The sequence below is a fragment of the Paenibacillus aurantiacus genome, assembly GCF_042431225.1.
Lineage (GTDB): Bacteria > Bacillota > Bacilli > Paenibacillales > Paenibacillaceae > Paenibacillus_Z > Paenibacillus_Z aurantiacus.
In genome coordinates, this window is record NZ_JBHMDO010000003.1 from 395,920 (window position 1) to 418,180 (window position 22,261).

22 protein-coding genes and 1 riboswitch are annotated in these 22,261 nt (G+C 57.5%); of the genes, 5 read left to right on the forward strand and 17 right to left on the reverse strand.

The genetic code is table 11. From position 1 onward, the window contains the following. Nucleotides 1-137: 137 nt before the first annotated feature. Together ACFFSY_RS02665 and ACFFSY_RS02670 are read right to left on the reverse strand one after the other, a co-directional pair. Nucleotides 138-836 carry a DUF2225 domain-containing protein gene (locus tag ACFFSY_RS02665; protein WP_377489471.1) on the reverse strand — a complete coding sequence of 233 codons (699 nt, stop codon included), beginning with the start codon at nt 834-836 and terminating at the stop codon, nt 138-140. Nucleotides 837-841: 5 nt separating this feature from the next. Then, nucleotides 842-1,234 (reverse strand): globin domain-containing protein, encoded by a 393-nt coding sequence (locus tag ACFFSY_RS02670; protein ID WP_377489474.1) that lies wholly within the window; start codon nt 1,232-1,234, stop codon nt 842-844. Between the two features lie 458 nt (nt 1,235-1,692). On the opposite strand from ACFFSY_RS02670, the gene spoVV reads away from it, so the two are divergent. The 3 genes from spoVV (at nt 1,693) to ACFFSY_RS02685 (ending at nt 5,389) form a co-directional block, all read left to right on the forward strand. Then, the gene (gene spoVV / locus ACFFSY_RS02675; RefSeq protein WP_377489477.1) at nt 1,693-2,769 is read left to right on the forward strand and encodes a dipicolinic acid transporter SpoVV; all 1,077 of its coding nucleotides are present in this window, start codon (nt 1,693-1,695) and stop codon (nt 2,767-2,769) included. Between the two features lie 65 nt (nt 2,770-2,834). Then, nucleotides 2,835-3,632: an NAD kinase gene (locus ACFFSY_RS02680; RefSeq protein WP_377489480.1), complete on the forward strand. Its 798-nt coding sequence runs from the start codon at nt 2,835-2,837 to the stop codon at nt 3,630-3,632. Continuing rightward, nucleotides 3,632-5,389 carry an ABC transporter ATP-binding protein gene (locus ACFFSY_RS02685; protein ID WP_377489483.1) on the forward strand — a complete coding sequence of 586 codons (1,758 nt, stop codon included), beginning with the start codon at nt 3,632-3,634 and terminating at the stop codon, nt 5,387-5,389. Before ACFFSY_RS02680 ends, ACFFSY_RS02685 begins: the two co-directional genes overlap by 1 nt. A 112-nt stretch (nt 5,390-5,501) precedes the next feature. Here the strand turns inward: ACFFSY_RS02685 and ACFFSY_RS02690 are convergent, their stop codons facing one another. Together ACFFSY_RS02690 and lipA are read right to left on the reverse strand one after the other, a co-directional pair. Continuing rightward, a complete protein-coding gene (locus tag ACFFSY_RS02690; protein WP_377489486.1) occupies nt 5,502-6,341 on the reverse strand; it encodes a YutD family protein in 840 nt (279 codons plus the stop codon). A 19-nt stretch (nt 6,342-6,360) separates the two neighbouring features. Then, the gene (gene lipA / locus ACFFSY_RS02695) at nt 6,361-7,281 is read right to left on the reverse strand and encodes a lipoyl synthase (RefSeq protein ID WP_377489489.1); all 921 of its coding nucleotides are present in this window, start codon (nt 7,279-7,281) and stop codon (nt 6,361-6,363) included. A gap of 344 nt (nt 7,282-7,625) precedes the next feature. Between lipA and ACFFSY_RS02700 the strand changes: the two genes are divergently transcribed. Then, the gene (locus tag ACFFSY_RS02700) at nt 7,626-8,720 is read left to right on the forward strand and encodes a M23 family metallopeptidase (RefSeq protein ID WP_377489492.1); all 1,095 of its coding nucleotides are present in this window, start codon (nt 7,626-7,628) and stop codon (nt 8,718-8,720) included. 106 nt (nt 8,721-8,826) lie between these two features. Here ACFFSY_RS02700 and yunB read toward each other — a convergent pair whose 3' ends face one another. Further along, a complete protein-coding gene (gene yunB / locus ACFFSY_RS02705; RefSeq protein WP_377489495.1) occupies nt 8,827-9,729 on the reverse strand; it encodes a sporulation protein YunB in 903 nt (300 codons plus the stop codon). A 413-nt stretch (nt 9,730-10,142) separates the two neighbouring features. Continuing rightward, a complete protein-coding gene (locus tag ACFFSY_RS02710) occupies nt 10,143-10,802 on the reverse strand; it encodes a Crp/Fnr family transcriptional regulator (protein ID WP_377489497.1) in 660 nt (219 codons plus the stop codon). A gap of 191 nt (nt 10,803-10,993) precedes the next feature. Further along, nucleotides 10,994-11,078, forward strand: a riboswitch (cyclic di-GMP riboswitch). 43 nt (nt 11,079-11,121) lie between these two features. Here ACFFSY_RS02710 and ACFFSY_RS02715 point away from each other — a divergent pair. Beyond that, complete coding sequence (locus ACFFSY_RS02715) at nt 11,122-11,265, forward strand: hypothetical protein (protein ID WP_377489500.1); 144 nt, start codon at nt 11,122-11,124, stop codon at nt 11,263-11,265. Nucleotides 11,266-11,401: 136 nt separating this feature from the next. Here ACFFSY_RS02715 and ACFFSY_RS02720 read toward each other — a convergent pair whose 3' ends face one another. The 11 genes from ACFFSY_RS02720 to pflB form a co-directional block, all read right to left on the reverse strand. Then, a complete protein-coding gene (locus ACFFSY_RS02720; protein WP_377489503.1) occupies nt 11,402-12,430 on the reverse strand; it encodes an HD-GYP domain-containing protein in 1,029 nt (342 codons plus the stop codon). 619 nt (nt 12,431-13,049) lie between these two features. Continuing rightward, nucleotides 13,050-13,241 carry a hypothetical protein gene (locus tag ACFFSY_RS02725; protein WP_377489506.1) on the reverse strand — a complete coding sequence of 64 codons (192 nt, stop codon included), beginning with the start codon at nt 13,239-13,241 and terminating at the stop codon, nt 13,050-13,052. A gap of 31 nt (nt 13,242-13,272) precedes the next feature. Next, on the reverse strand, nt 13,273-13,818 hold the full coding sequence (locus ACFFSY_RS02730) for a TQO small subunit DoxD (RefSeq protein WP_377489509.1): 546 nt from the start codon (nt 13,816-13,818) through the stop codon (nt 13,273-13,275). Between the two features lie 173 nt (nt 13,819-13,991). Next, the gene (gene ndk, locus ACFFSY_RS02735) at nt 13,992-14,399 is read right to left on the reverse strand and encodes a nucleoside-diphosphate kinase (protein WP_377489512.1); all 408 of its coding nucleotides are present in this window, start codon (nt 14,397-14,399) and stop codon (nt 13,992-13,994) included. Nucleotides 14,400-14,462: 63 nt separating this feature from the next. Then, on the reverse strand, nt 14,463-15,587 hold the full coding sequence (locus ACFFSY_RS02740; RefSeq protein WP_377489515.1) for a PAS domain-containing sensor histidine kinase: 1,125 nt from the start codon (nt 15,585-15,587) through the stop codon (nt 14,463-14,465). Continuing rightward, the gene (locus ACFFSY_RS02745; protein ID WP_377489518.1) at nt 15,580-16,233 is read right to left on the reverse strand and encodes a response regulator; all 654 of its coding nucleotides are present in this window, start codon (nt 16,231-16,233) and stop codon (nt 15,580-15,582) included. The genes ACFFSY_RS02740 and ACFFSY_RS02745 overlap by 8 nt, the downstream gene beginning before the upstream one ends. A gap of 10 nt (nt 16,234-16,243) precedes the next feature. Next, a complete protein-coding gene (locus tag ACFFSY_RS02750; RefSeq protein WP_377489521.1) occupies nt 16,244-16,726 on the reverse strand; it encodes a hypothetical protein in 483 nt (160 codons plus the stop codon). A 212-nt stretch (nt 16,727-16,938) separates the two neighbouring features. Then, nucleotides 16,939-17,709 (reverse strand): formate/nitrite transporter family protein, encoded by a 771-nt coding sequence (locus tag ACFFSY_RS02755; protein WP_377489524.1) that lies wholly within the window; start codon nt 17,707-17,709, stop codon nt 16,939-16,941. Nucleotides 17,710-18,178: 469 nt separating this feature from the next. Beyond that, nucleotides 18,179-18,889, reverse strand: a complete 711-nt coding sequence (locus ACFFSY_RS02760) for a Crp/Fnr family transcriptional regulator (RefSeq protein WP_377489527.1) — start codon at nt 18,887-18,889, stop codon at nt 18,179-18,181. Between the two features lie 281 nt (nt 18,890-19,170). Further along, nucleotides 19,171-19,902, reverse strand: a complete 732-nt coding sequence (gene pflA, locus ACFFSY_RS02765) for a pyruvate formate-lyase-activating protein (protein WP_377489529.1) — start codon at nt 19,900-19,902, stop codon at nt 19,171-19,173. Nucleotides 19,903-19,939: 37 nt separating this feature from the next. Continuing rightward, nucleotides 19,940-22,210: a formate C-acetyltransferase gene (gene pflB, locus ACFFSY_RS02770; RefSeq protein WP_377489532.1), complete on the reverse strand. Its 2,271-nt coding sequence runs from the start codon at nt 22,208-22,210 to the stop codon at nt 19,940-19,942. Nucleotides 22,211-22,261 lie beyond the last annotated feature (51 nt).

The following is a 22,261-nucleotide window of genomic DNA, read 5'->3' on the forward strand; positions in this document are numbered from 1 at the left end:
GGTCCTTCTCGGCACCGGAGTTTTGTTCATGAGATCGCCTCGCCACCCTTGGCTTGGCGGTAGGCACGATGGCTCTCTGTCATCAAAATAAAACCGCGCGGCTCGCAACGAACCGCACGGTCATCTAGGCCTCCGCCTTACGCGTTCAGCCGTTCTTCCTCTATATACAGGCCTTCCTGCTTCATCTCTTCGCGCAGCAGCTGCCACTGGTCGCGGCTCGCACGAATCATCGTCGCGTCCACAATGCGCTTGTCGTTCACGACGCGGGCGAACCAGCGCACGGCCGCGTTGCGATCGCCCAGGAGGCGATTCAATTCCCCGATTAGAAACATCAGCTTCGCGTCATTGACGGAGCCGCCTTCTGTCTCATACACCGTGGTATACGATTGCAGCGCGAACTGCAGGAAACGCTCCTCTTGCGCCTTATTGCCCATATAGCGGTACAACCAGGCAATATGGTGAAGCAGACCAGCCATGACGCGTTCGCTCGTCCCGGCTACCTGGGCGCAAAGAAGCGCCAGCTTGTACGTATCGAGCGCCTGCTCCAACGTGCGCTCTCCGCCGTAATCCCGATTCACCCAAGAAGAGCCGAACCGCTCGTAGTAATATCTCCGCTTTACGTCAGTCAGCTGCTGCGTCCCGTTCTCAGTCGTGGCGAATCCGCAGGAAGGGCATACCCGGACGACGTAGAAGTCCGGATTGATCCCGTCCTTGTAGTACGCACAAAAGTCCGTATCCCGTGAGACGACCCGCTTAAAGCTTGGACGTACGCGCGACGTTTGAAATTCGGCTTGGCAGCATATGCATGTAATCGCGGACTGGTAAAGCGGTTCCATGAGGGTCACGTCTCCTGTTCGTTCGTAGTGTTCACAAAGTGATGAGCCGGCCCGGACAGCCGTTCGATCACGATCTCCTGCAATTCCTCCGGCATTCCCGTCTCCGCCAGCGCCTCGCGCATGCACGAGAGCCAAGCTTCCGCCCGTTCCGGCGTAATCGGGAACGGCAGATGGCGCGCCCGCATCATCGGATGCCCGTAAGCATCGGAGTATAGGGTGGGTCCGCCGAAAAACTGGCTGAGAAACATCTGCTGTTTCTCCATAACCGGTACAATATCTTCTGGAAACAAAGGCCCCAGCAGTGGATGCCGCTGGACTTTAGGATAAAATAACCCGACAATCCGACCTATTCCCTCGTGTCCGCCAACGGCTTCGTAAATAGTTCTATAGTTGTTCATCGGTAGATACAACCTCATTTCTTAGGTCTTTTGTAGTATAACATAAAAAAGCTTTCCTGTGAGGGCTTGCACAATTTACCGCACAAAAAAAATGCCCTCCGACGAAGGGCATTCTGCGACTATATGGTACTTCGGTCTTAATCAGCTAGCTCTCATAGTCCTCTTCGCCCGGCGCTAACAGCGACTCGCGGATGACATAAACGAAAGCGCAAACGAGGATGCCTGCAACAAAACTCATCATTCATCACCCCAACGTTTGGATGTATCAATATTTTACCACAAACATGGTGAAATAACAGCACTTTTTGCAAGCGTTTACTACTTTCATTTTACCCAATTTTCTTGAATTTTATGCCTGTCCGACTTCACATTTGTCATGGATTGTCCCGCTCCCCGCATATAACGATAAGAGACTAGCCCCTGCTTGTATACCAGGGCCCGATGTGGAGGGACTTTCCGTGCAGCATGTCCGATTTTTGTTTCGTCCTCAGGTCATCCCCGCCTGGTGCGCCATCCTCTTGACGCTCTTGCTGGCCGCCTTCCCTTCCGCATCGCTGGAAGCCGCCATACGGGGTCTGTCGATTTGGTGGGAGGTGCTGTTCCCGGCGCTGTTCCCGTTCTTCGTCATATCCGAGGTGCTGATCGGCTTTGGCATCGTCCACTTCTTCGGCACCCTGCTCGATCCGCTCATGCGTCCGCTCTTTCGGATTCCGGGCAGCGGCGCGTTCGTATTCGCCATGGGGTTCGCATCCGGTTATCCGGTCGGCGCGAGACTTACCTCGCAGCTGTGGGATCAGCAGCTCATCTCTCGTGCGGAAGGAGAACGCCTCGTCGCGATTACGACGACTTCTGACCCGATTTTCCTGATCGGCGCAGTATCGGTCGGTTTCTTCCACAATGCCGCACTGGCGCCTGTGTTAGCCGCGGCGCACTATGGAGGCGCGATGATCATCGGTCTTCTGATGCGGTTTCACGACCGCCAGGAGACCGGTACTCCCATCCGCGAGACCGCTTCCGATGCGCGAAGACGCCCCCGTCTGACCCAGGCCTTCTCCGCCATGCACCGCGCTCGCCTGCTCGACGGGCGGCCGATCGGTACGCTGCTCCAGGATGCCGTTCAATCCGCACTGAAGCTGATGGTCGTCGTCGGCGGACTCGTCGTGTTCTTCTCCGTCGTGATGGAGCTCGCTACCAGTGTCGGCCTGCTGCATGCCATTGCTTCAGGGATCAGCACGTTCATGCATGCAGCCGGTATGCCTGCGACGCTGGCCGAAGCGGTCGTGAATGGCCTGTTCGAGGTCACGCTGGGTGCCAAAACGGCAGGCGCGGCTTCCGGCAGCGGGCTCGTTCATCAAACGGCGATTGCGGCCTTCATCCTCTCCTGGGGAGGGCTGTCGGTCCATGCGCAGGTCGTGAGCCTGCTCAGCCGTACAGCCCTTCGTTACAAGCCCTTCCTGATCGCCAGATTCGTGCACGGCTGCCTGGCCGTCCTCTTGGTCTATGCGCTGTGGGGGTATCTCGGACCAGCCGGCTAACGTTGTGTTTGCCGGCATTTTCCGCTATGATCGAGGTATTATCCGACCGGAAGGGGCTATTGGTTTTGAATTACGTCGTAGTGGACAGAGGCGATCAGCTGTCGAAGCAGCTGGCGGCGCGTTTTCATGAGCTGGCAGGCGCAAGCGGGATGACCCTGAACGAAGAAGCGCCGGAGATGGTTATCTCCATCGGCGGCGACGGCACGCTGCTTCAGGCGTTCCATTCCTACAGCGACCGTATTTCGGAGGTCGCCTTCGTCGGCGTACATACCGGCCATCTCGGTTTTTTTGCCGATTGGAAAGCTGACGAGCTGGAAGAGCTCGTACGCATGATGACGGAGTCCGCCCCTCGCATCATTCGCTATCCGCTTGCGCAGATCGAGCTCGACACGGCAGACGGAATGTTGAATCGCCTTGTACTGAACGAATTCACGATCAAGGGCGTGGACGGCACGCTCGTCGCGCAGATCGATATCAACGACGAGCTGTTCGAGATGTTTCGCGGCGACGGCATTGTCGTCTCCACGCCGTCTGGCAGCACGGCCTACAACAAAAGCTTGGGCGGCGCCATCATTCACCCGTCGCTGGAAGCCATCCAGATCGCGGAGATCGCCTCCATCAACAACCGGGTGTACCGGACGCTAGGCTCGTCCGCCATTCTGCCCCAGCATCACCATTGCGATATCATCTCGCGCAAACAGCAGCGACTTCAGCTCTCGTTCGACCATATTAATATGACGAGCTCTGATATCCGCTCCATCCGATGCAGCGTGGCCGCGCATAAGATCAGCTTCGCCCGCTACCGTCCATTCCCGTTCTGGACCCGGGTCCGCGAAGCGTTCCTCGGCTACGACGTGAAATAATGAAACAACGCCCAGCATCTCCATTTACCGTCTATCTACAGGTCGTGAAGCCCTATAAGTGGCTGATCGGCCTGACACTGCTTATAGGGGCCGTGAAGTTCGCGATTCCGATCGCGTTTCCGCTTTTTCTGAAGTACGTGATCGACGATATTCTGTTATCGGGTCTAGCACCGGAGGACAAGGCCTCCCGCTTGATGAAGGCGATCGGAGTCGCCTTCTTCGTCTTCGTCGTGCTCCGTTATCCGATCGAATATTACCGCCAATATTTCGCCCAAATGACGACCAGCCGCATCTTGTTCGACCTGCGCGCCCGGCTGTACGGACACCTGCAGCGTCTGTCGCTGCGCTTCTACCAGAATCGCAAATCCGGCGAAATCATCTCCCGGATGATCAACGATGCCGAACAGACGAAGTCGCTGGTCGAAACCGGCCTGATGAACGTCTGGCTCGACATCTTCACGCTCGTGCTCGCGCTTGCCATCATGTTCCACATGGACGCAACCCTCACGTTGGTCGCGATCGCGGTGCTCCCCTTCTATGGCATTGCAGTCAAGAAGCTCTATCGCCGGCTGCGGGAATATTCGCGTGCCCGAAGCCAAGCGCTGGCGGAGATGCAAGGTTACCTGAGCGAGCATGTGAACGGCATCCCGGTCGTGAAGAGCTTCACGCTGGAAACTTACGAAGAGGAGCAATTCCGCCGCCGCAACCGTTCGTTCCTGGATCGCGCGCTCGCCTTGACGAGATGGAACGCGCTGACGCAATCGATCGTGAACACGCTGACAGAGCTTGCGCCGCTGCTCGTGCTCGCATACGGCGGTTATCTAGTTGCCATGAACGACCTGTCGCTCGGCGGCTTCGTCGCCTTCTACGGCTATCTCGACCGCCTCTACTCGCCGCTGCGCAGACTCGTGAACGCTTCGACCGAGCTGACGCAAGCGTCCGCTTCCCTTGAGCGGGTCGTCGAGCTCCTGGAAGAAGCGCCCGAAGTCAAGGATCAGCAAGGCGCCTCCACCCTCTCCCGCGTAAGGGGAGAGATTGAATTCCGTGGCGTATCGTTTCGTTATCTGGACGAAGGGGAATGGGTGCTGCGAGACATTAATCTGCACATCCCCACTGGGCACACGGTCGCGCTTGTCGGTATGAGCGGAGGCGGCAAATCCTCGATCGTCAGCTTGCTCGCTCGTTTCTACGACGTCCAGGAAGGGGCTGTCTCCATCGACGGACGCGATATCCGGACCGTCACGCAGGACAGTCTCCGCGGCCAGATCGGCATGGTGCTGCAGGATAATATCCTCTTCAGCGGCACCGTCCGCGATAATATCCGGCTTGGGCGCCCGAACGCATCGGACGATGAGCTGATGGCCGCCGCCGTCAAGGCGAGCGCGCATGCGTTCATCGAGGCGCTGCCCGCCGGCTATGATACCGAGATCGGCGAGCGCGGCGTGAAGCTGTCCGGCGGGCAGAAGCAGCGGATCGCCATCGCCCGGGTGTTCCTCAAGAATCCAGCCGTCCTCGTCCTCGACGAAGCGACGTCCGCGCTGGATCTGGAATCCGAACACGCGATTCAGGAGTCACTCCGGGAACTCGCCCACAACCGAACGACGCTCGTCGTCGCGCACAGACTGTCCACTATTACGCACGCCGACCGGATCGTAGTGCTCGAGCATGGCACCATCATTGAGCAGGGCACTCATGATGAGCTGATGCAAGCGGACGGCGCCTATGCCCGCCTCTATCGGGTGCAGCATCTCGATTGATGAGTAGACGGCTTTGTCTTTGTGTCACCAGTCCCATACATCAAAAAAGCCATCCGCACCCACTATGGGGCCGAATGGCTTTTTTTGATGTAACTAAGCTTCGCGATAATAACTACGCTTCGTTCTTATTCGCGTTCGAATTAGGCTTCGGTGCTCCCGCGTTGTCTCGGCTGCGCGGTTGCTGTCCCTCGGATGTGGCTGCGACCGGCGCCTTGGAAGGGAAATGCTGCCGCTTCTGCCTGGGACGATCTCCACCGCCGCTGCGGTCGCCGCCCGAGCTATGTCCCCCGCTCTGCTGGCGGTCGCCCCGCGGACGCTCCCGGTCCTTATAGTACGGTTTGCGCCCCTCATTCGCTCGTTCAGGGCGGCTGCCGGACTCTGCAGCCGAGCCTTGTTCGCCGCCGCGATCTTGGTCCCGATCGTGGTCGCGCCGATTCGTATACGAGCGGTTCCCGTCGCGGCGGTGATCGTTTCTTGGCCCGCGCGGTCCTCTCACATGCTCTCGTCTAACTGGGGCTGGTGCTTCCCCGCCCTCAGATCCTGCTGCCGTCTGCGCGGCCGCTGCCGGCACCGCTTGGCGATAAGCCGACTCCGCATTATCGCCAGATCCCGACAGCCGCTCTGACATATCGATCTCATCGAGATAGATGTCGCCTTCGCTCTCGCCTTCGCGCTTGGCGCCGGTCTGCTTCTGCAGCACGAAATATGCACAGCCGAAATTGCAATATTCATTAATATAGTCGGATATGCTCGAGAACGAGCTTCCGGTCGTTACTTTCGGATGCGTGTCGCGGAAGAAGCCTTTCAGCCGAAGCTGATTGTAGCCCCAATCCCCGATAACGTAATCGTAGCGCTCCAGCACGTCGCTGTACCGGTTGCGGAACGCCTCGGGGTTCCATCCGTTCTTGTGATCGTAAACCAGTTCATAGGTTCTGCCGCCGATATGGATCAATGCTGTTCGTCACTCCTTCTTACAGGGTCGCGGCCGTCTTGGCTTCGCTTGCCGACTTGACCTGCTCATGCGCATGATACGAGCTGCGGACAAGCGGTCCCGATTCCACGTGGCTGAAGCCGCGTTTCAAGCCTTCTTCCTTCAACTGCGCGAATTCGTCCGGATGGACGTAGCGCACGATCGGCAGATGGTTCGGCGTCGGCTGCAGGTACTGGCCCAACGTCAGAATATCGACATCCACCGCGCGCAGATCGTCCATCGCCTGCAAAATTTCTTCGTACGTCTCCCCAACGCCGAGCATGATGCTGGACTTCGTCGGAATGTTCGGCTTCATTTGCTTCGCTCGCTTCAACAGCTCGATCGAGCGCGGGTATTTCGCCTTAGCGCGCACCCGATCCGACATGCGTGCCACGGTCTCGATATTGTGGTTAAGTATATTCGGGTTCGCATCCATGACGACCCGAAGCGATTCCTCGCTGCCCATGAAGTCGGGAATAAGCACTTCCACGCTGCATAATGGCAAGCGTTCACGGATCGCCTTGACCGTCTCGGCGAAAATCATCGCACCGCCGTCCTTCAGGTCATCGCGTGCGACAGAGGTGACGACGCAGTGGCGAAGGCCCATCTGCTCGGCCGCTTCGGCAACGCGCTTCGGCTCTTCCAGATCGAGCTCGGTCGGCATGCCGGTCTTCACCGCGCAGAAGCGGCATGCGCGCGTGCAAATATCGCCGAGGATCATGAAGGTTGCGGTCCGGTTCGCCCAGCATTCGTAAATGTTCGGGCAGCGCGCTTCCTCGCATACGGTGTGGAGTTTCTTCGAGCCCATCATATCTTTAATCTCGGCGTAGTTACCGCCGGTTGTAAGTTTGATCCGAAGCCAGTCCGGCTTTGGTAGCGCCTGCTGTTTCGTCTTCATTGTCATACCCGCCTTCTTGTCCATAACGTGTTTGTTCCGTCGTTTTATTATAAGGTAGTGAAGGGGCCCAGCGCAAAGAGAGTTTTGGCCGCGAAAGCGAAAGCTCGATTTCCATCAACTCCCTAACCACTTTCCCAGATGCGAAGGACTCTTTTCGAATAGGTCTATAATATCATTTACGAACATGTTTTGCCTGTACTCCATTCCTGGAGCTGATCATCATATGAAGGCTAGAAGCACGCCATGCCAGACCCGTTTCTGGTCTCCCGTCGTTTTTGGGATAAAAAACGGCCGATTGCAAATGCTATCGACTATCCTCATGCATGATGAATTGATTCCATTTTCGCAGCCAGGAGGTGACTCGCGTTTTGAATAGCAATCGGTTACTGCGGTTGACGGCGGCGGTCTGCGCGCTCTGCCTGCTGCCCCTGACGAACGCCCATGCTTGGGCGGGGGAAGCCCTGCCGCAGGTGAAACGTACAACGGGCGAGCGTTCCATCGCAGCAGCAGACCCTGCCCATAGCGGGGGTGTCGCGCAAGAAGCGGCCGATCCGTTCGAGAAACGCCGCGAGTTGTACGAATGGATGGGCGCCGCCACCCATATTCCATGGTACAGACTGGCCGCCATCGACCAATACGAGCGCACCATCACCAAAGCCAGACCCAAATCACGCGGCCAGCTCGGCCAATGGATCGGCATTTACATGACGGATACGGAATGGGCTGGCACTTTGAACCCGAACAACGTGGACGAGCTTCCCGCCACCATTCGCTGGTTCAACGGACTCGGCAAAGACGGTGACGGCGACGGACTAGCCAAAAGAACGAGCGACGCGGATCTGCTGTACGCGGTGGCGAGCCATATGATGCAGTTCGGGCCGTCCGACGAAGACTTCGCGATCGCCTTATGGCAGTTCTACCACAATACGAGAGCCGTTCAGCGGGTCGGCCAATTCGCCAAAATCTACGAAACGTACGGCAAGCTCGATCTGGAGGGACACGCCTTCCCGGTTCCGATCGGCAGCCATTACTCGTATCGGGGCACATGGGGGACCAAACGAAGCTGGGGCGGCTACCGGATCCATGAAGGAACCGATATTTTCGCCGACCACGGACTTCCGGTACGAAGCACGACATACGGCATCGTCGAGACGAAGGGTTGGAACCCGTATGGCGGCTGGCGCATCGGCGTACGCGACTTGAATAACATCTATCACTACTATGCCCACCTGTCCGGTTATGACAAGTCGGTCCAGGTCGGCACCGTCGTTAAGCCCGGCCAGACGTTGGGATGGGTTGGCAGCTCCGGCTACGGCAAACCCGGCACGTCGGGCAAGTTCCCGCCCCATCTCCATTACGGCGTCTACCGCGACCGCGGCCTGATCGAGTGGTCGTTCGATCCTTATCCGCTGCTGCACCGGTGGGAGAAGGAAGAGGCACGGCGTTTGCGCAAGAAGAAATAACGGGTGAAGATCCCATTTGCCTTGCAATGCAAAAGGCGCAATCCGGCGATAATGCCGGGCTGCGCCTCTTCCATATCGGTCTCCTCCGCCGGAACTGGCGGCCGGCTCACTCCCCGCCTTCAGACGGACGCCCGGCCACGTCATCCTGACTCTGTGCCTGGTCATGGTCCGGCTGTGTGCCTTGAGCCGAATTCGCGTCATTGTCAGCCCCTTCTGCATCCATCTCCTCGTCCGAGCTCTCCGGCACCGTCGTCGTGACCCCGCCTGTATTGCCGGATGGCAGCGTAATGCTCGGCGCGCCTTGGGCCGAATCGCCGATCGGATTTCCTTTGTTGTCGTAGTAGTACATCGGCACGTCGCCCACGACCAGCAAATACGAGATCGGAATTTCGGTCTCGACCATCTCGGGCTTCGTATCGAATGGAATGATGATCGAAACTTCCGCGATGATCCGCATGTATACCTCAACGAGGATATTATTGATGCCCGCTTCCTTCTGCCGGGTGAACAGATCGACCTTAACCGAGCCGAGAGGCTCGAACTTCACCGGTACCCGAGGGCCGAACGACGCGATAATCGCGCTGCCGAGCGCTTGGCCAACCGGCACATGCTCCGGAATCTCCCCCAATTCGCCCAGCGTCTCCTGCACCGTCTGCGTCGTCTCCGACCGAATGCGCATATGCTCGGCGTAATTGATCATGAAACCGGACGTTTTCCCGGATGCGTTCATTTTCCAATCGATTAGCTTCTCCGTCTCCGTTCCGCTCGCCACCTGTTCGGTAATCGCTTTGTTGATCGCTTGCGTCGCGACCTGCTTCACCCGAATAGTCGCGACATTCATGAGCGGCCCCTTCAAATTGCGCTCCACGAATACAAAAAATTGAAAGATGAGCACCGCGGCAAGCGCAAGCATGATCAGCCAAAATTGTTTGCGCCCAAGACGCGGCAACCCTAGCTTGCCCCGTTTCATCCGCCTGCTGCGCCATCCTCGTCTTCCCCACCTTGCCATTGATCGGCGGCCCCCTTCTTCGGATCTCGTCCGCGCTCTCCACCACAGCTTATGCAAGGTCCGTCCAAAAAAGAAGAAGACCTCCATCCATCTTCGATACGGCGGCACCCTGAAAAAAGCGGAATTATCCGAATATTATAGTCAGGCAATCGATTTCCGGCGGCACAAAAAAGAATCAACCACTATTTGTAAGCGGATGATTCTTACGGTAAATTAATAACGTCTCAGCGGCTTGCGCAACCCTACTTTATGGAAACTTTAGCATCACTGCTTCATCGCTGAAAACGGCGTAACCATAGGCTATTGGAGGTTTCCAATCCTCTTTACCCAAGGTTTCGGGCCATTTTGTATGCCAGGATACAGTTTCAAAAACAGCCGTCATGTACAATAATAGTAATGAGCTTGGATAGCTCTTAACGGCGATGAATCGTGAACTGTTTGTTCTTGACGCTGATGAGTTGTTCATCCTGCAGTTCAATCAACATCTTGGAGACCGACTCTCGGATCGAGCCTACCAAATTCGCCAGCTGCTGATGGGTCAACTTGAATGGGATCATCATGCCGCCTTCGACGGGAACGCCTTTCTCGTCCGCCATGCGGACAAGCACTTTATGAAGTCTGGCTTTCAAATCCAGAAAGGTTAAATCGTAAATTTGTTCATTGGCGTTGCGGAGACGCTCCATGGTCTCTTCTAGCAGCTTAAGGCACATTTTGGGGTTGCTTTCCAAGAAATACATAAAGTCTGTCCGGCTTAGCGAGTACAACATCCCGGTCTCGATCACCTCGGCCGTAGCGGAACGCGGCATTCCTTTCCGAATCATAGCCATTTCCCCAAAATAGTCGCCTTCATGCAGAAGAGCCAGCGTAATTTCGCGCGATTCGTCGACCCTAAAGATCTTCACCAGACCACTGTCAATGACAAAGCATTCGTCCCCTAAGTCGCCTTCCATGAACAGGATCGTGCCTCGGGTATAGGTTCTTTTTTTGAAGAGCGGTTCGATGGCTTTCAGCTCGTCCATCTCCAGCCCTTCAAATATCGGGATGCTCTTGAACAACTTGTGAAACATCACCATGATCTGTTCACTCTTCCTGTGCTGATGTTTGATCACTTTGAATGCTGAGAATTCTTCTTGGTTGAGCAGACCAAGTAGATAGGAAATTTCATAAAATCAGGCTAATTTAAATCAAGAAGCGTGTCACGTTTAACAAAGCGATAAAAAACGGATGCTATTCTAGATCCAACCGATTATGTCGTACATGCCATTCATTATATGGGAGCTATGAAACCGTTATCTGTATCTGGGCACTTGGATGCGGTGGAGCTAGTAGTGCAACCGACCATCTCTCATTCGCATGGGGGTGGTCTATCTTTTTTCAGGAGGAATTATAACTATGAATGAAAAAATCGTTATTCCCGCGGAGAAAATCATTGAGCACCTGGGCATTTCAAATAAATTCTTCGAGGCTTGGAAGACCGTAAATCTTCAAGCCGAGGAACAGAATCCGTCCGTTGCGTCCGAGAAGAAAGTCATGTAGATCACTGCCTTGGCGGTACACATACTACTTTCGGACTATTCTTTTCTCATTCTACACAATATTATTCGCCATGAAAAGACTTAATTTTACAAGAAGAGCAGCCCGCGCCGCTCCTCTTCTTCTTTCTGCGCATAATTTAGATGCTCACTCTAAGAATATGCACGTCGCCCACCTTGCTTAGGTCTATGAACTCGTCCTCTACTCGTACTAGCGGCCTCTCCATCGAATGCGGATTCAAAAACACCACTTCGCCCGACCTGCCATCTGTCAGCACGACCTTCCTGCCTACCATACGGCCTACCATGTTATCCAGAAAAATCGACACAATCTGCGGATCGAAAAAGCCGAACCTCCCTTGCCGCATCTGGTTTAAGATGTCATAAAACGGGACCGGTTCATGATAAGGGCGCCGCGAGGACATCGCATGAAAGACGTCGGCCACAGCGACGATTCGGCTAAGCGGATCGATCTGCTCTGCCCGAAGTCCGAGCGGATAGCCCCCGCCGTCACTGCGTTCGTGATGCTGCAGCGCCACAAGCGCAACCCTGCTGCTGAGCCCTGCCGTCCCCTTGAGCATCTCGTAACCGAACACGGTGTGCTGCTTGACGATCGCATACTCCGCGGCCGTAAGCTTGCCTGGCTTGTTCAGAAGTTCCGCTGGAATTTTGACTTTGCCGACGTCGTGGAGCGTAGCGGCTAGGGATAATACCGAGAGTTCCGTCTCGCTTAGATTCATCCATTTGCCAATAAGCGTCGATAGTACGCCGACCCCGATATTGTGCTCATACGTATAATCGTCCTTGGCCCTGATCGTTTCGAACAGGTCGAACACGTCAGGTGCTTCCGCAGCCTGTTGGACGAGCGGAAGCACCTCGCTGCGCAGTTCCATGACCGGAATTTTGCGTGTTTCTTGCATTTTGGCAAATAGCAACTTGGAAGCCTGTACCGCCTGCCGTACCGCGGATTCGTGCTTTCGGGTGTTCGATTCCCGCCGCTCGTTCGATCCCCGTCCAGGTTGGACGACTACAAGCGTTTCCGGGTCGATCCCGTGCTTAGCCAACAGCGCCAGATGTCCTTCTTCCATAATCGTATGCGCCGGTATGATGGTTAACCCGTATGCGGTCGTCACGTCGTTCTTCAGTCTGTGTCCCAATAAGCTGTCCATTCCGATTCCCCCAAAGCTTGCGTGAATCCCTTATCGTCATGCGGTCAAGATCATACAGATGTTGCCATTATACCAAATCTCGGGCAATCTGCGACGATATCACTAGAAAATTTGTCATAAATTAGGCCTCTACGGCTCGTGCGACGGCCGTTCTTTCTACCCATCAAGATGCAGACGCACTATTCTTTGTCTCCAACTTCCTCGTCCGGCCAAAGCTCACCTGCACTCGCCACCCCGGATCAGAAGCATCCAAGATGGCGGTATTTCGATAAATTGTAAAGAAAAAGCTTATCCTATATCATTCTTCATATGATAACTTTTTCCTTTTCGCCAAATGCTAATTTCGACAAGATTCTATTAACTTTTTATAAAAAATAGTCCAGATATCACAGCCTTCTTGATACAGGAACGAGGAGGGCCGTTGGTTCGCGTACTTCTTGTAGTCTGAAAGCTGCATGTGCTCGCCCCTACCAACCGCAGGCTGCGAATTCTTCCCGCGTATTATTACTCTCCTGACCACATTGGCTAGGGGACCGCGCGTATGCCAAAAGGCCGGCGCCGTTCGTTCGGCGCCAGCCTATCTATCTCGCTGGGATATGAAGAAATTCCAACCTCGGAGCTACAGCGCGTAGAACACGAGCAGCTCTTCCGTCGTTCGTTCGGCATTCGCCGGTTCTACCCACGTGCCATTGGCTTGCCAGCACGCGATGCATCTCCGTTCGGTGTCGCACTCATGCGCTTCCTGGCAGGTGTAGCAGAACTGAAGGAGATTTCGAGTCGTAAGCGTCGCTTTCGGATCAAATGCCATCATCGTGATCGCCTCGTTTCGGATAATGAACGTATCAGTGCGCGGTGTGAGTTGGCAGCGGTTGGACCGGCGGAACGGTCCCGCCTCCACCTTTGCGATGGAAGCGAAGGTGCTTGCGCAGGAACGGCAGCAGGAAGTAGTCGAGTCCGAACCGGCCGGCCCCCGCTCCCGCGATCATCACGATGCCGCCCAGCATGATTAGCCAAGGGTTCGTGCTGACCGTACCGGCGAAGAGGAACATGAAGTTCATCAGCAGGCCGAAGAACGCGGCCGCCGCCGTCAAACCGCCGACGATCAATCCTAGTCCGACCAGCGTTTCGCCAAGCGGGATAACGATGTTGATGATTTTCACATTCGGCAGCGCCGCATGTTCGAGGAACTTCGTGAAGGTCGGATAGATCAGCTCGTTCGTGCCGCGATCGACGACGGGATTCGCGATTGCTCCCTTCAGGAAGCCCGCGGCGTCGAAGCCGTCTTTCAGCTTATGGAAGCCCGCATCAAGCCATTGCCAACCGACATAGAGGCGGAGCAGCGTCAGCAATACGGCGGCGTACACGTTTTCGCGCAAAAACTTCATCATATTTCTCACTCCTCAGCTTATGTGAATATTTTCACATATTAGTGTAGAGAAAGCCGGCGCCTGATGACCGAGCTAGATTTTGCCGCGCCTCGTGTGGCACGCTTCCGGCTTCTGCCGCTTTCCCTTTATGCTTATAGTATAGCTCTCTTATCCGATGAACGCCGTGATCTTGCTCACACCCGGCCGAAGAACAACCGAATTTCCTTGGCGGCATTATCGAGCGAATCCGATCCGTGGATGACGTTCTCGGCCACATCCAGGCCATAATCGCCTCGAATGGTGCCTGGAGGCGCTTCCGCCGGGTTGGTCGGTCCGATCAGGGAGCGTGAATTGGTTACAGCCGACTGCCCTTCCACGATCATCGCGAAAACCATACCGGACGTAATGTAGTCCACCAGCTCGCCGAAGAACGGCTTGTCCTTCAAGTGGCCGTAATGAGTCTGCGCCGTTTCCCTCGAAATTTCCTTCAACTCGGCTCTAACCAGCTTCAAGCCCTTGTGCTCGAAACGACTGACGATCTCGCCGATTAATCCGCGCCTAACCCCATCGGGCTTAATCATGACGAACGCTTTCTCTTTCATGCGAATCATCTCCTCTTGATCATCAGTGTAGCACGTCGCCGATCCGGCGGGATGTGCGTAAAATCACGCTTGCGATCGCAAATTCGGAAGCGTGAGCGTGACGGTCGTGCCTCGTCCGGACGCGGACGAGATATCGAGGCTGCCGCCCGCGATCCGGGCCCGCTCGGCCATGCTGAACCTCCCGACGCCCTTGCTTCCCGCCTCGGGATCGAAGCCGCAGCCCTGATCGGCAATGAGGGTTACGATCTCCTCCGACCTTGCTGATATGACCACCTCGGCTTCGGCGACGTCGGCATGCTTGGCGATATTCGTCAGCGCTTCCTGCACGACCCGGTAAATGACCGTTTCCACGCCGATATCGAACCGTCCGCGCAAGTCGCAGGCGAACGCCACCTTGATGCCATAATGGGCAGCATAATTGTCGATATACGTACGCAGCGCCGGCGCGATGCCCAGATCGTCCAGCACCGAAGGCCGTAATTCCCAGGCCAGCCCTCGCACCTCTTCGATGATGCCCGCCACCTGATTACGGATCGCCCCGAGCTCGCGCTTCTCCGGCGTCTCGGCGGAGATGACCCGGTCGAGCCCGATCAAGAGCGAGAAGAGGCTTTGTCCGATGCCATCGTGCAGCTCGCGGGAGAATTTGCGCCGCTCGTCCTCCTGGATCGTCATCGCCTTGGCGAGCGACTCCTGCAGCTCCTCCTCGACCTTCTTCAGCCGGGTGACCTCGTTGCGGATGGCCAAGTACTGATACGGCTCTCCGTCTTCCCCCACGAACGGCACGATCGTCGTATTCACCCAATAATAGGACCCGTCCTTCGCCCGGTTACGGATATCCCCGGACCACACTTGGCCTGCTTGAATCGTGGCCCATAGCTCGCGCATGAACGCCTTGTCGTGGTAGCCGGAATTGACGATGCGATGATCCTGTCCCAGCAGCTCATGGCGCGGGTATTTGGATATTTCGCAAAATTTATCGTTAACGTATTGAATTTTCCCTTTATGGTCCGTGACCGCGACGATCGAGGAAGCGTCCAGCGCGAATTTCACGTCGGCCAGCTGCTTCAACGATTGTCTGAGCTCCGAGCGGAAAGGGCTATCTTCCAGCTGGCCGTCCAATTGGGCGAGCAGCGTCTCGACATGCTCGGCAATGACGTCGCGTTCGGGATAACGAGCTTCATTAGTCAAAGCGGAGCAGCCCCTTTTTCATCGCGAATTTGATCAGTTCCGGCCGCGTCTTCAGCCCGAGCTTCTCCATCACGTTGCTCTTGTGCGTCTCGACCGTCTTGACGCTGATCGTCAGCTGCTCGGCGATTTCCTTATTCGCATACCCTTGGGCCGCCAGCGTCAGCACTTCCTTCTCCCGCTCCGACAATGTATCGAACACATCCGCGCTCTCGCCCCGCTTCATCCGCTCCACGTATTCGTGCATGAGCCGTTTCGTGGCCGTCGGGTACAGGTAGGCGTCGCCCTTGGCGACGGATCGGATTGCCGTGAGCAGCTCCTCGTGCGGCGCGCTCTTGAGCACGTAGCCCGCGGCGCCTGCATGGATCGCCCGGAACAAATATTCGTCGTCGTCATGCATGGTCAAGATGAGCACGGCAACGTCCGGCATGCGTTCCTTCAGCTCCGCGGCAGCCGTCAGCCCATCCTTGCCGTGCGGCATGCTTAAGTCCATCAAGACGACATCCGGACGCAGCGCCTCCGCCTCGCGAATGCCCTCGTCGCCTTCGGACGCTTCTCCGACGACCTCGATATCCGCCTTGCCGTCCAGCAGTAACCGCATGCCGGAGCGCACCATGGCGTGGTCGTCCACGATCAAGATTTTTATCATTTTCGATTCTTCACTCCTTAGCATCGACCGGTGCGGTATATGCCTCGCCACCATCGGCCTTGTCGCCCGTCAGCTCGGACAGCCGCAGCGGCGCCTCCGCCCATGGAAGCTCCTTCTTCTCGTACGCCTGCCTGCCTCTTCTGCCCAAAAGGAGAATGCCGCTATAGCCGCCTGGCTCCGCCTGCACGGGATATGCGATTCCCGCCGTCAGCCGCTCCGCCAGCATAACCGGACATTCGGTCAACAATTCCGCGTTTTCGATCTCGTTAACAGTGTATACCGTTCCATGCCGCAGCACCATACCGCCAATGCCGACGCCCGGCTTGATCTTCAACTGCGCGACTTTCGCATTGCGGCCGCCCAACACGATATTCCAGCGCATAAGGCGATAATCGGCCGCCGGCAGCGCCAATGCGGCAAAATCGCTCCCGCTGCTGCGGCACAGCCGCGCAAGCGCAAGCGACAACCGCTCTTGAAGTCGTAGTCCATTCAATGGTTCTTCACCTTTCTTTCTACGGTTGACCCAAGTTCGCCTTCCTCTTATTGTAGAATGCCGGCGTTGGCATGTATGTAAGGGAACGCCCCTATTCCCCCATAAGGGAATGCCCCTACAGTACAAAGCGGCGCCGCTTGGAGGCCGTCCCTCCCTGCAGCGCCGCATGCGACCTCTGGCCTCGATCCCATCGCGACCGGCACGCGCCCCGCTCACAACCGTCGAAGATAGACGGCTCCGTACAGTCCGCCGACAAAGATCGCGCCGCCTGCCGCATTGCCGAGATATACGGGCACGAAGTTGCGCAGCCAATCCAGCCAGTCCGCCTGGCCGGCGAAGATCGCCGCCGGGATGAGGAACATGTTGGCCACGACGTGCTGGAAGCCGAGCGCCACGAATGCCATCGTGGGGAACCAGACCGCGGCGGCGAAGCCCGCGCCGTCCTTCGAACCGCCAGCCATCCATACCGCCAAGCTGACGAGCCAATTGCAGCCGATTCCCGACAGGAACGCGACGCCAAAGGGCTCCTCCAGCTTGCTTGCGGCGAGCACCGCGGTTCTCGCCAGCGCGGCGCCGTGCTCCGTCAGCCCTCCTAGATGGCCGAAGACGTAGGCGACGAACAACGCGCCCGCGAAGTTGCCGACAGTGATCACACTCCAGTTGGCCATCCATCCCCGCCAGGAGACCCGGCCCGCATAGGCGGCGAACGGGACCGCCATCATGTTGCCCGTAAGCAATTCGCCGCCGGCCGCCAGGCATAGCATGAGCCCTAGCGGAAACACCGCCGCGCCGATCAAGCCGTTCATGCCGCCCCACGATTCGGGCACGGCGGCGCTCGCCTTGATTGCCAGCGCATACCCGAGCGCGATGTAAGCCCCGGCCGCAAAGCCGAGCAGCGCTTGGGACCGCAGCGGCAAGGCTGCCTTCTTCACTCCTGTAAGGATTGCAAGCTCCGCCAGTCGTTCCGGTTTCGTATAGCCCATCTCCATCCCTCCGCTCTCTATGGAGCCGAGTATACGCCCGCTTCCGGGGTGGAGCTGTGAAATTGCTCACTTACCAGGGGCTGCAATCTCGCGATTGGGAACGCAAACCAATCGGCTACACGATCGCCGAATGCTGCATTCCCTATCTCACGATTGGGAACGCAAACCAATCGGCTACAGGATCGCCAAATGCTGCATTCCCTATCTCACGATTGGGAACGCAAACCAATCGGCTACAGGATCGCCGAATGCTGCATTCCCTATCTCACGATTGGGAACGCAAACCAATCGGCTACACGATCGCCGAATGCTGCATTCCCTATCTCACGATTGGGAACGCAAACCAATCGGCTACACGATCGCCGAATGCTGCATTCCCAATCTCACGATTGGGAACGCAAACCAATCGGCTACAGGATCGCCGAATGCTGCATTCCCAATCTCGCGATTGGGAACGCAAACCAATCGGCTACATCCGACAAATTTCTTTCGGACAATTCTCGCAGTGGCAGACATCCCGCAAGTAATGAAGATCCTTGATCATGAAGTGGCCGTCGGCGTATTGGATCGCGCCCTCCTTCTTCAGGTCGCTCAGCATCCGGTTGACGCTCTCCCGTGTCGCGCCGATCATGTCGGCCATCTCGGTGTTGTTGATCTTCAGGTCGATGAAGATGCCGCCGTCCCTGTCTTTGCCGTAGGAATTGCTAAGCCGGATGAGCAGCGAGCAGAGCGCGCCGGTCTTGCCGAACATCATCAGGTCGCGGAATTTGGTCTGCGTCAGCCGGTGCATCAGCCCCATCCACTTCATGAACTCCACCGCCAGATCGCCGTGCTGCCACAACAGCACCTCCAGGTCCTTGCGCTGGATGACGCCGACCTTCGCATCCTCGGTCACCTCCGCGCCGAAGCCGTGCAGCGAATCGTGGAACGGATCCATTTGACCGACCAGATCGCCCTTCTGATGCAGATACAACGTGAGCGTCCGCCCGCTGTCCGACGATTTGATCGTCCGGACCCGCCCGCTGAAGATGAAGAACAACTTATCCGCCTTATCGCCCTCCCAGAACAGGCTGCTGCCTTTCTCGGCATTCTTGACGTACATGATGCTCTTGAGCAGTTCAAAGCTCTCGTTCGACAATACCGGTTCCAGTCCCTCCGCGCGCCCAACCGTCATCCCCATTTCATCCGTCCCCTTCTTCCGCCCGCGACGGGCTTCCTTGTTACCTCCATCATAACGCGCCGCGGCCAATGCCGAACATCGGGGGCTCCACTGATCTTTGCGGCGGAATTCCCCTATGCTGCCTATGAGGAAAATCACAGGCGGCGGTCGGGGAATACTCCCTTCCCTGCACGCTCCGCCTCGAATGCCGGAGGGAAAACCCTGACGGCATCGGCAAGCGACCGGGCGAACCGACGCCAAAAAAGGCGCGGGTGCGCCTTCTTCGCGTGCTCGTAACCTCGTTACAGCACGATATGCTTCATGGCTCTGTCGATGACTTCACGAGCCCGCCTAATATCCCGTTCCGTCGGAGTCGGCACGCCTTCGAGCGGATAAGTCCGGCCCAGTGCCTGCCACTTGTAGACGCCCATCCGATGGTAAGGCAGCAGTTCGAGCTTCTCGACGTTGGTGAGCAGCGAGATGAATTCGCCCAAGGCGTTCAAATCTTCCGCGTTATCCGTGACGCCCGGGATGAGCACGTGCCGGATCCACGCCGGCTTGCCGATCGAAGACAGCCATCGCGCGAATTTCAGAATGCGGTCGTTCGGCTGGGAGGTCAACCATTCGTGCTTCTTCTTGTTCATCTGCTTCAGATCCAGCAGCACGAGGTCGGTATGCGCCATCAGCGCCTCTGCGTGGGACGTCTCGCAGAATCCCGAGCTGTCCAGCGCGGTGTGCAGCCCGAACCGCTCCTTGCACGCCTTGAACAGCTCCGCAACGAAGGGTGCTTGCAGCGTCGGCTCCCCGCCCGTCACCGTGATGCCGCCGCCCGAGCCCTTATAATAAGGCAGGTACGGCTCGATTTCGGCCACAATCTCCTCTACCGTCACCTGGCGGCCTCCGGTCGTATCCCATGTATCGGGGTTATGACAAAATTGGCATTGCAGCGCGCAGCCCTGCATGAACAAGACGAAGCGGATGCCGGGGCCGTCCACCGTCCCGAAGGTTTCCATCGAATGTATGCGGCCTTTCATGCGGGCCACGCTCCTCTCTTTGATGCACGTCTGGCTGTCAAATTTCCCCGTGGAACGTGCGGCTGATGACGTCGAGCTGCTGCTCTCTCGTCAGTTTGATGAAATTGACGGCATAGCCCGAGACGCGAATGGTCAGCTGCGGGTAGTTCTCCGGGTGCTCCATGGCGTCGAGCAGCTGCTCGCGGTTGAAGACGTTCACGTTCAGATGGTGACCCCCGCTCGTCGTATAGCCGTCGAGCAGCGCCGCCAGGTTGTTGTAGCGGACCGCGTCCTCCCGGCCGAGCGCCTTCGGAATAATCGAGAACGTATTCGAGATACCGTCCAGGCTGTGCGCGTACGGCAGCTTCGCCACGGAAGCGAGCGAGGCGAGCGCGCCTTTGCGGTCGCGGCCGTGCATCGGGTTGGCGCCCGGCGCGAACGGCTGGCCCGCTTTGCGGCCATCCGGCGTACTGCCGGTCTTCTTCCCGTAGACGACGTTGGAGGTGATCGTCAGCACGGACATTGTCGGAATCGCGCCGCGGTAGGTCGCATGCTTGCGCAGCCGGTTCATGAAGCCCTCGGCCAGCTCCACGGCCATCGCATCGACGCGGTCGTCGTTGTTGCCGTACATCGGATAGTCGCCCTCGATCTCGAAGTCGACCGCGATGCCCTGCTCGTTGCGGACCGGGCGCACCTTCGCGTAGCGGATCGCGCTCAAGCTGTCGGCGACGACCGACAGGCCGGCAATGCCGCACGCCATCGTCCGGACGATATCCCGGTCGTGCAAGGCCATCTCGATGCGCTCGTAGCAGTATTTGTCGTGCATGTAGTGAATGACGTTCAGCGTGTTCATGTACAGCTGCGCCAGCCAATCCTGAACCGCGTCGAAGCGGGCTTTGACTTCCTCGTAGTCGAGCACGTCGGATGTAATCGGCGCAAGCTTCGGCCCGATCTGCGCGCCGAGCTTCTCGTCCACGCCGCCGTTGATCGCGTACAGCAGCGCTTTGGCCAAGTTGGCGCGGGCGCCGAAGAACTGCATCTGCTTGCCGATTCGCATCGCCGATACGCAGCAGGCGATGCCGTAGTCGTCGCCGAAGTACGGACGCATCAGGTCGTCGTTCTCGTACTGGATGGAGCTCGTCTCCGCCGAGACGCGCGCGCAGTACTGCTTGAAATTGTCCGGCAGCTTCGTCGACCACAGAATCGTCAGGTTCGGCTCCGGCGCCGGTCCCAGGTTATAGAGCGTGTGCAGGAACCGGAAGGAGTTGCGCGTCACGCGCGTTCGGCCATCCATGCCCATGCCGCCGACGGATTCGGTCACCCAGGTCGGGTCGCCGCTGAACAACTCGTTGTAGTCTGGCGTCCGCAGGAATTTGACGATGCGCAGCTTCATGACGAAATGGTCGACCAGCTCTTGCGCTTCGCTCTCGGTCAGCGTGCCCTCCTTCATGTCTCGCTCGATAAAGATGTCGAGGAAGCTGGACACCCGGCCAAGGCTCATCGCCGCGCCGTTCTGCTCCTTGATGGCCGCCAGATAGGCAAAGTACAACCATTGTACCGCTTCTCTTGCGTTGACGGCCGGCAAGGAGATGTCGAAGCCGTACGAAGCGGCCATCTTCTTCAACTCGGCAAGGCTGCGAATCTGCTCGGACAGCTCCTCGCGGAGGCGGATGACGTCCTCGGTCATCGCATCGACTTCGAGTTCGAGTAGCTCCTCCTTCTTGCCCGCGATCAGCCGGTCCACGCCGTACAGCGCCACGCGCCGGTAGTCGCCGATGATGCGGCCGCGACCGTAAGCGTCCGGCAGGCCGGTGATGATGCCTGCCTTGCGCGCGGCCCGCATTTCCGTCGTATAGGCGTCGAAAACCCCTTGATTGTGCGTCTTGCGGATTTCCGTGAAGAGACGGTCGAGCTCGGGATTCAGCTTATATCCATATGCCGTGCAAGCGTCCGCCGCCATCTTGATGCCGCCGAACGGCTGTACGGCCCGCTTCAGCGGCGCGTCGGTCTGCAGGCCGACGATGCGCTCCTGGGTCTCGTTGATGTAGCCCGGTTCGTGTGACGTGATCGTGGACACCGTGTCGACGTCGATATCGTGGACGCCGCCCCGCTCACGCTCCTCCTTCAGCAGCTCGCTCACCCGCTCCCACAAGGAAACGGTAGCTTCCGTCGGACCGGCGAGGAACGCCTCGTCGCCTTCGTACGGCGTGAGGTTCGCCTCGATGAACGAATTAACGTTGATTTGCCTCTGCCAGCTCCCTTCCCCGAAGCCCCGCCATGCTCTCTGCCGATTCAGTCCTTCCCTGACTTCCCGCTCTTTCATCGCCATCGTTTACGCACCTCCGTTGTTCTATATCTCTAAATTACCGGCTTTACAGCC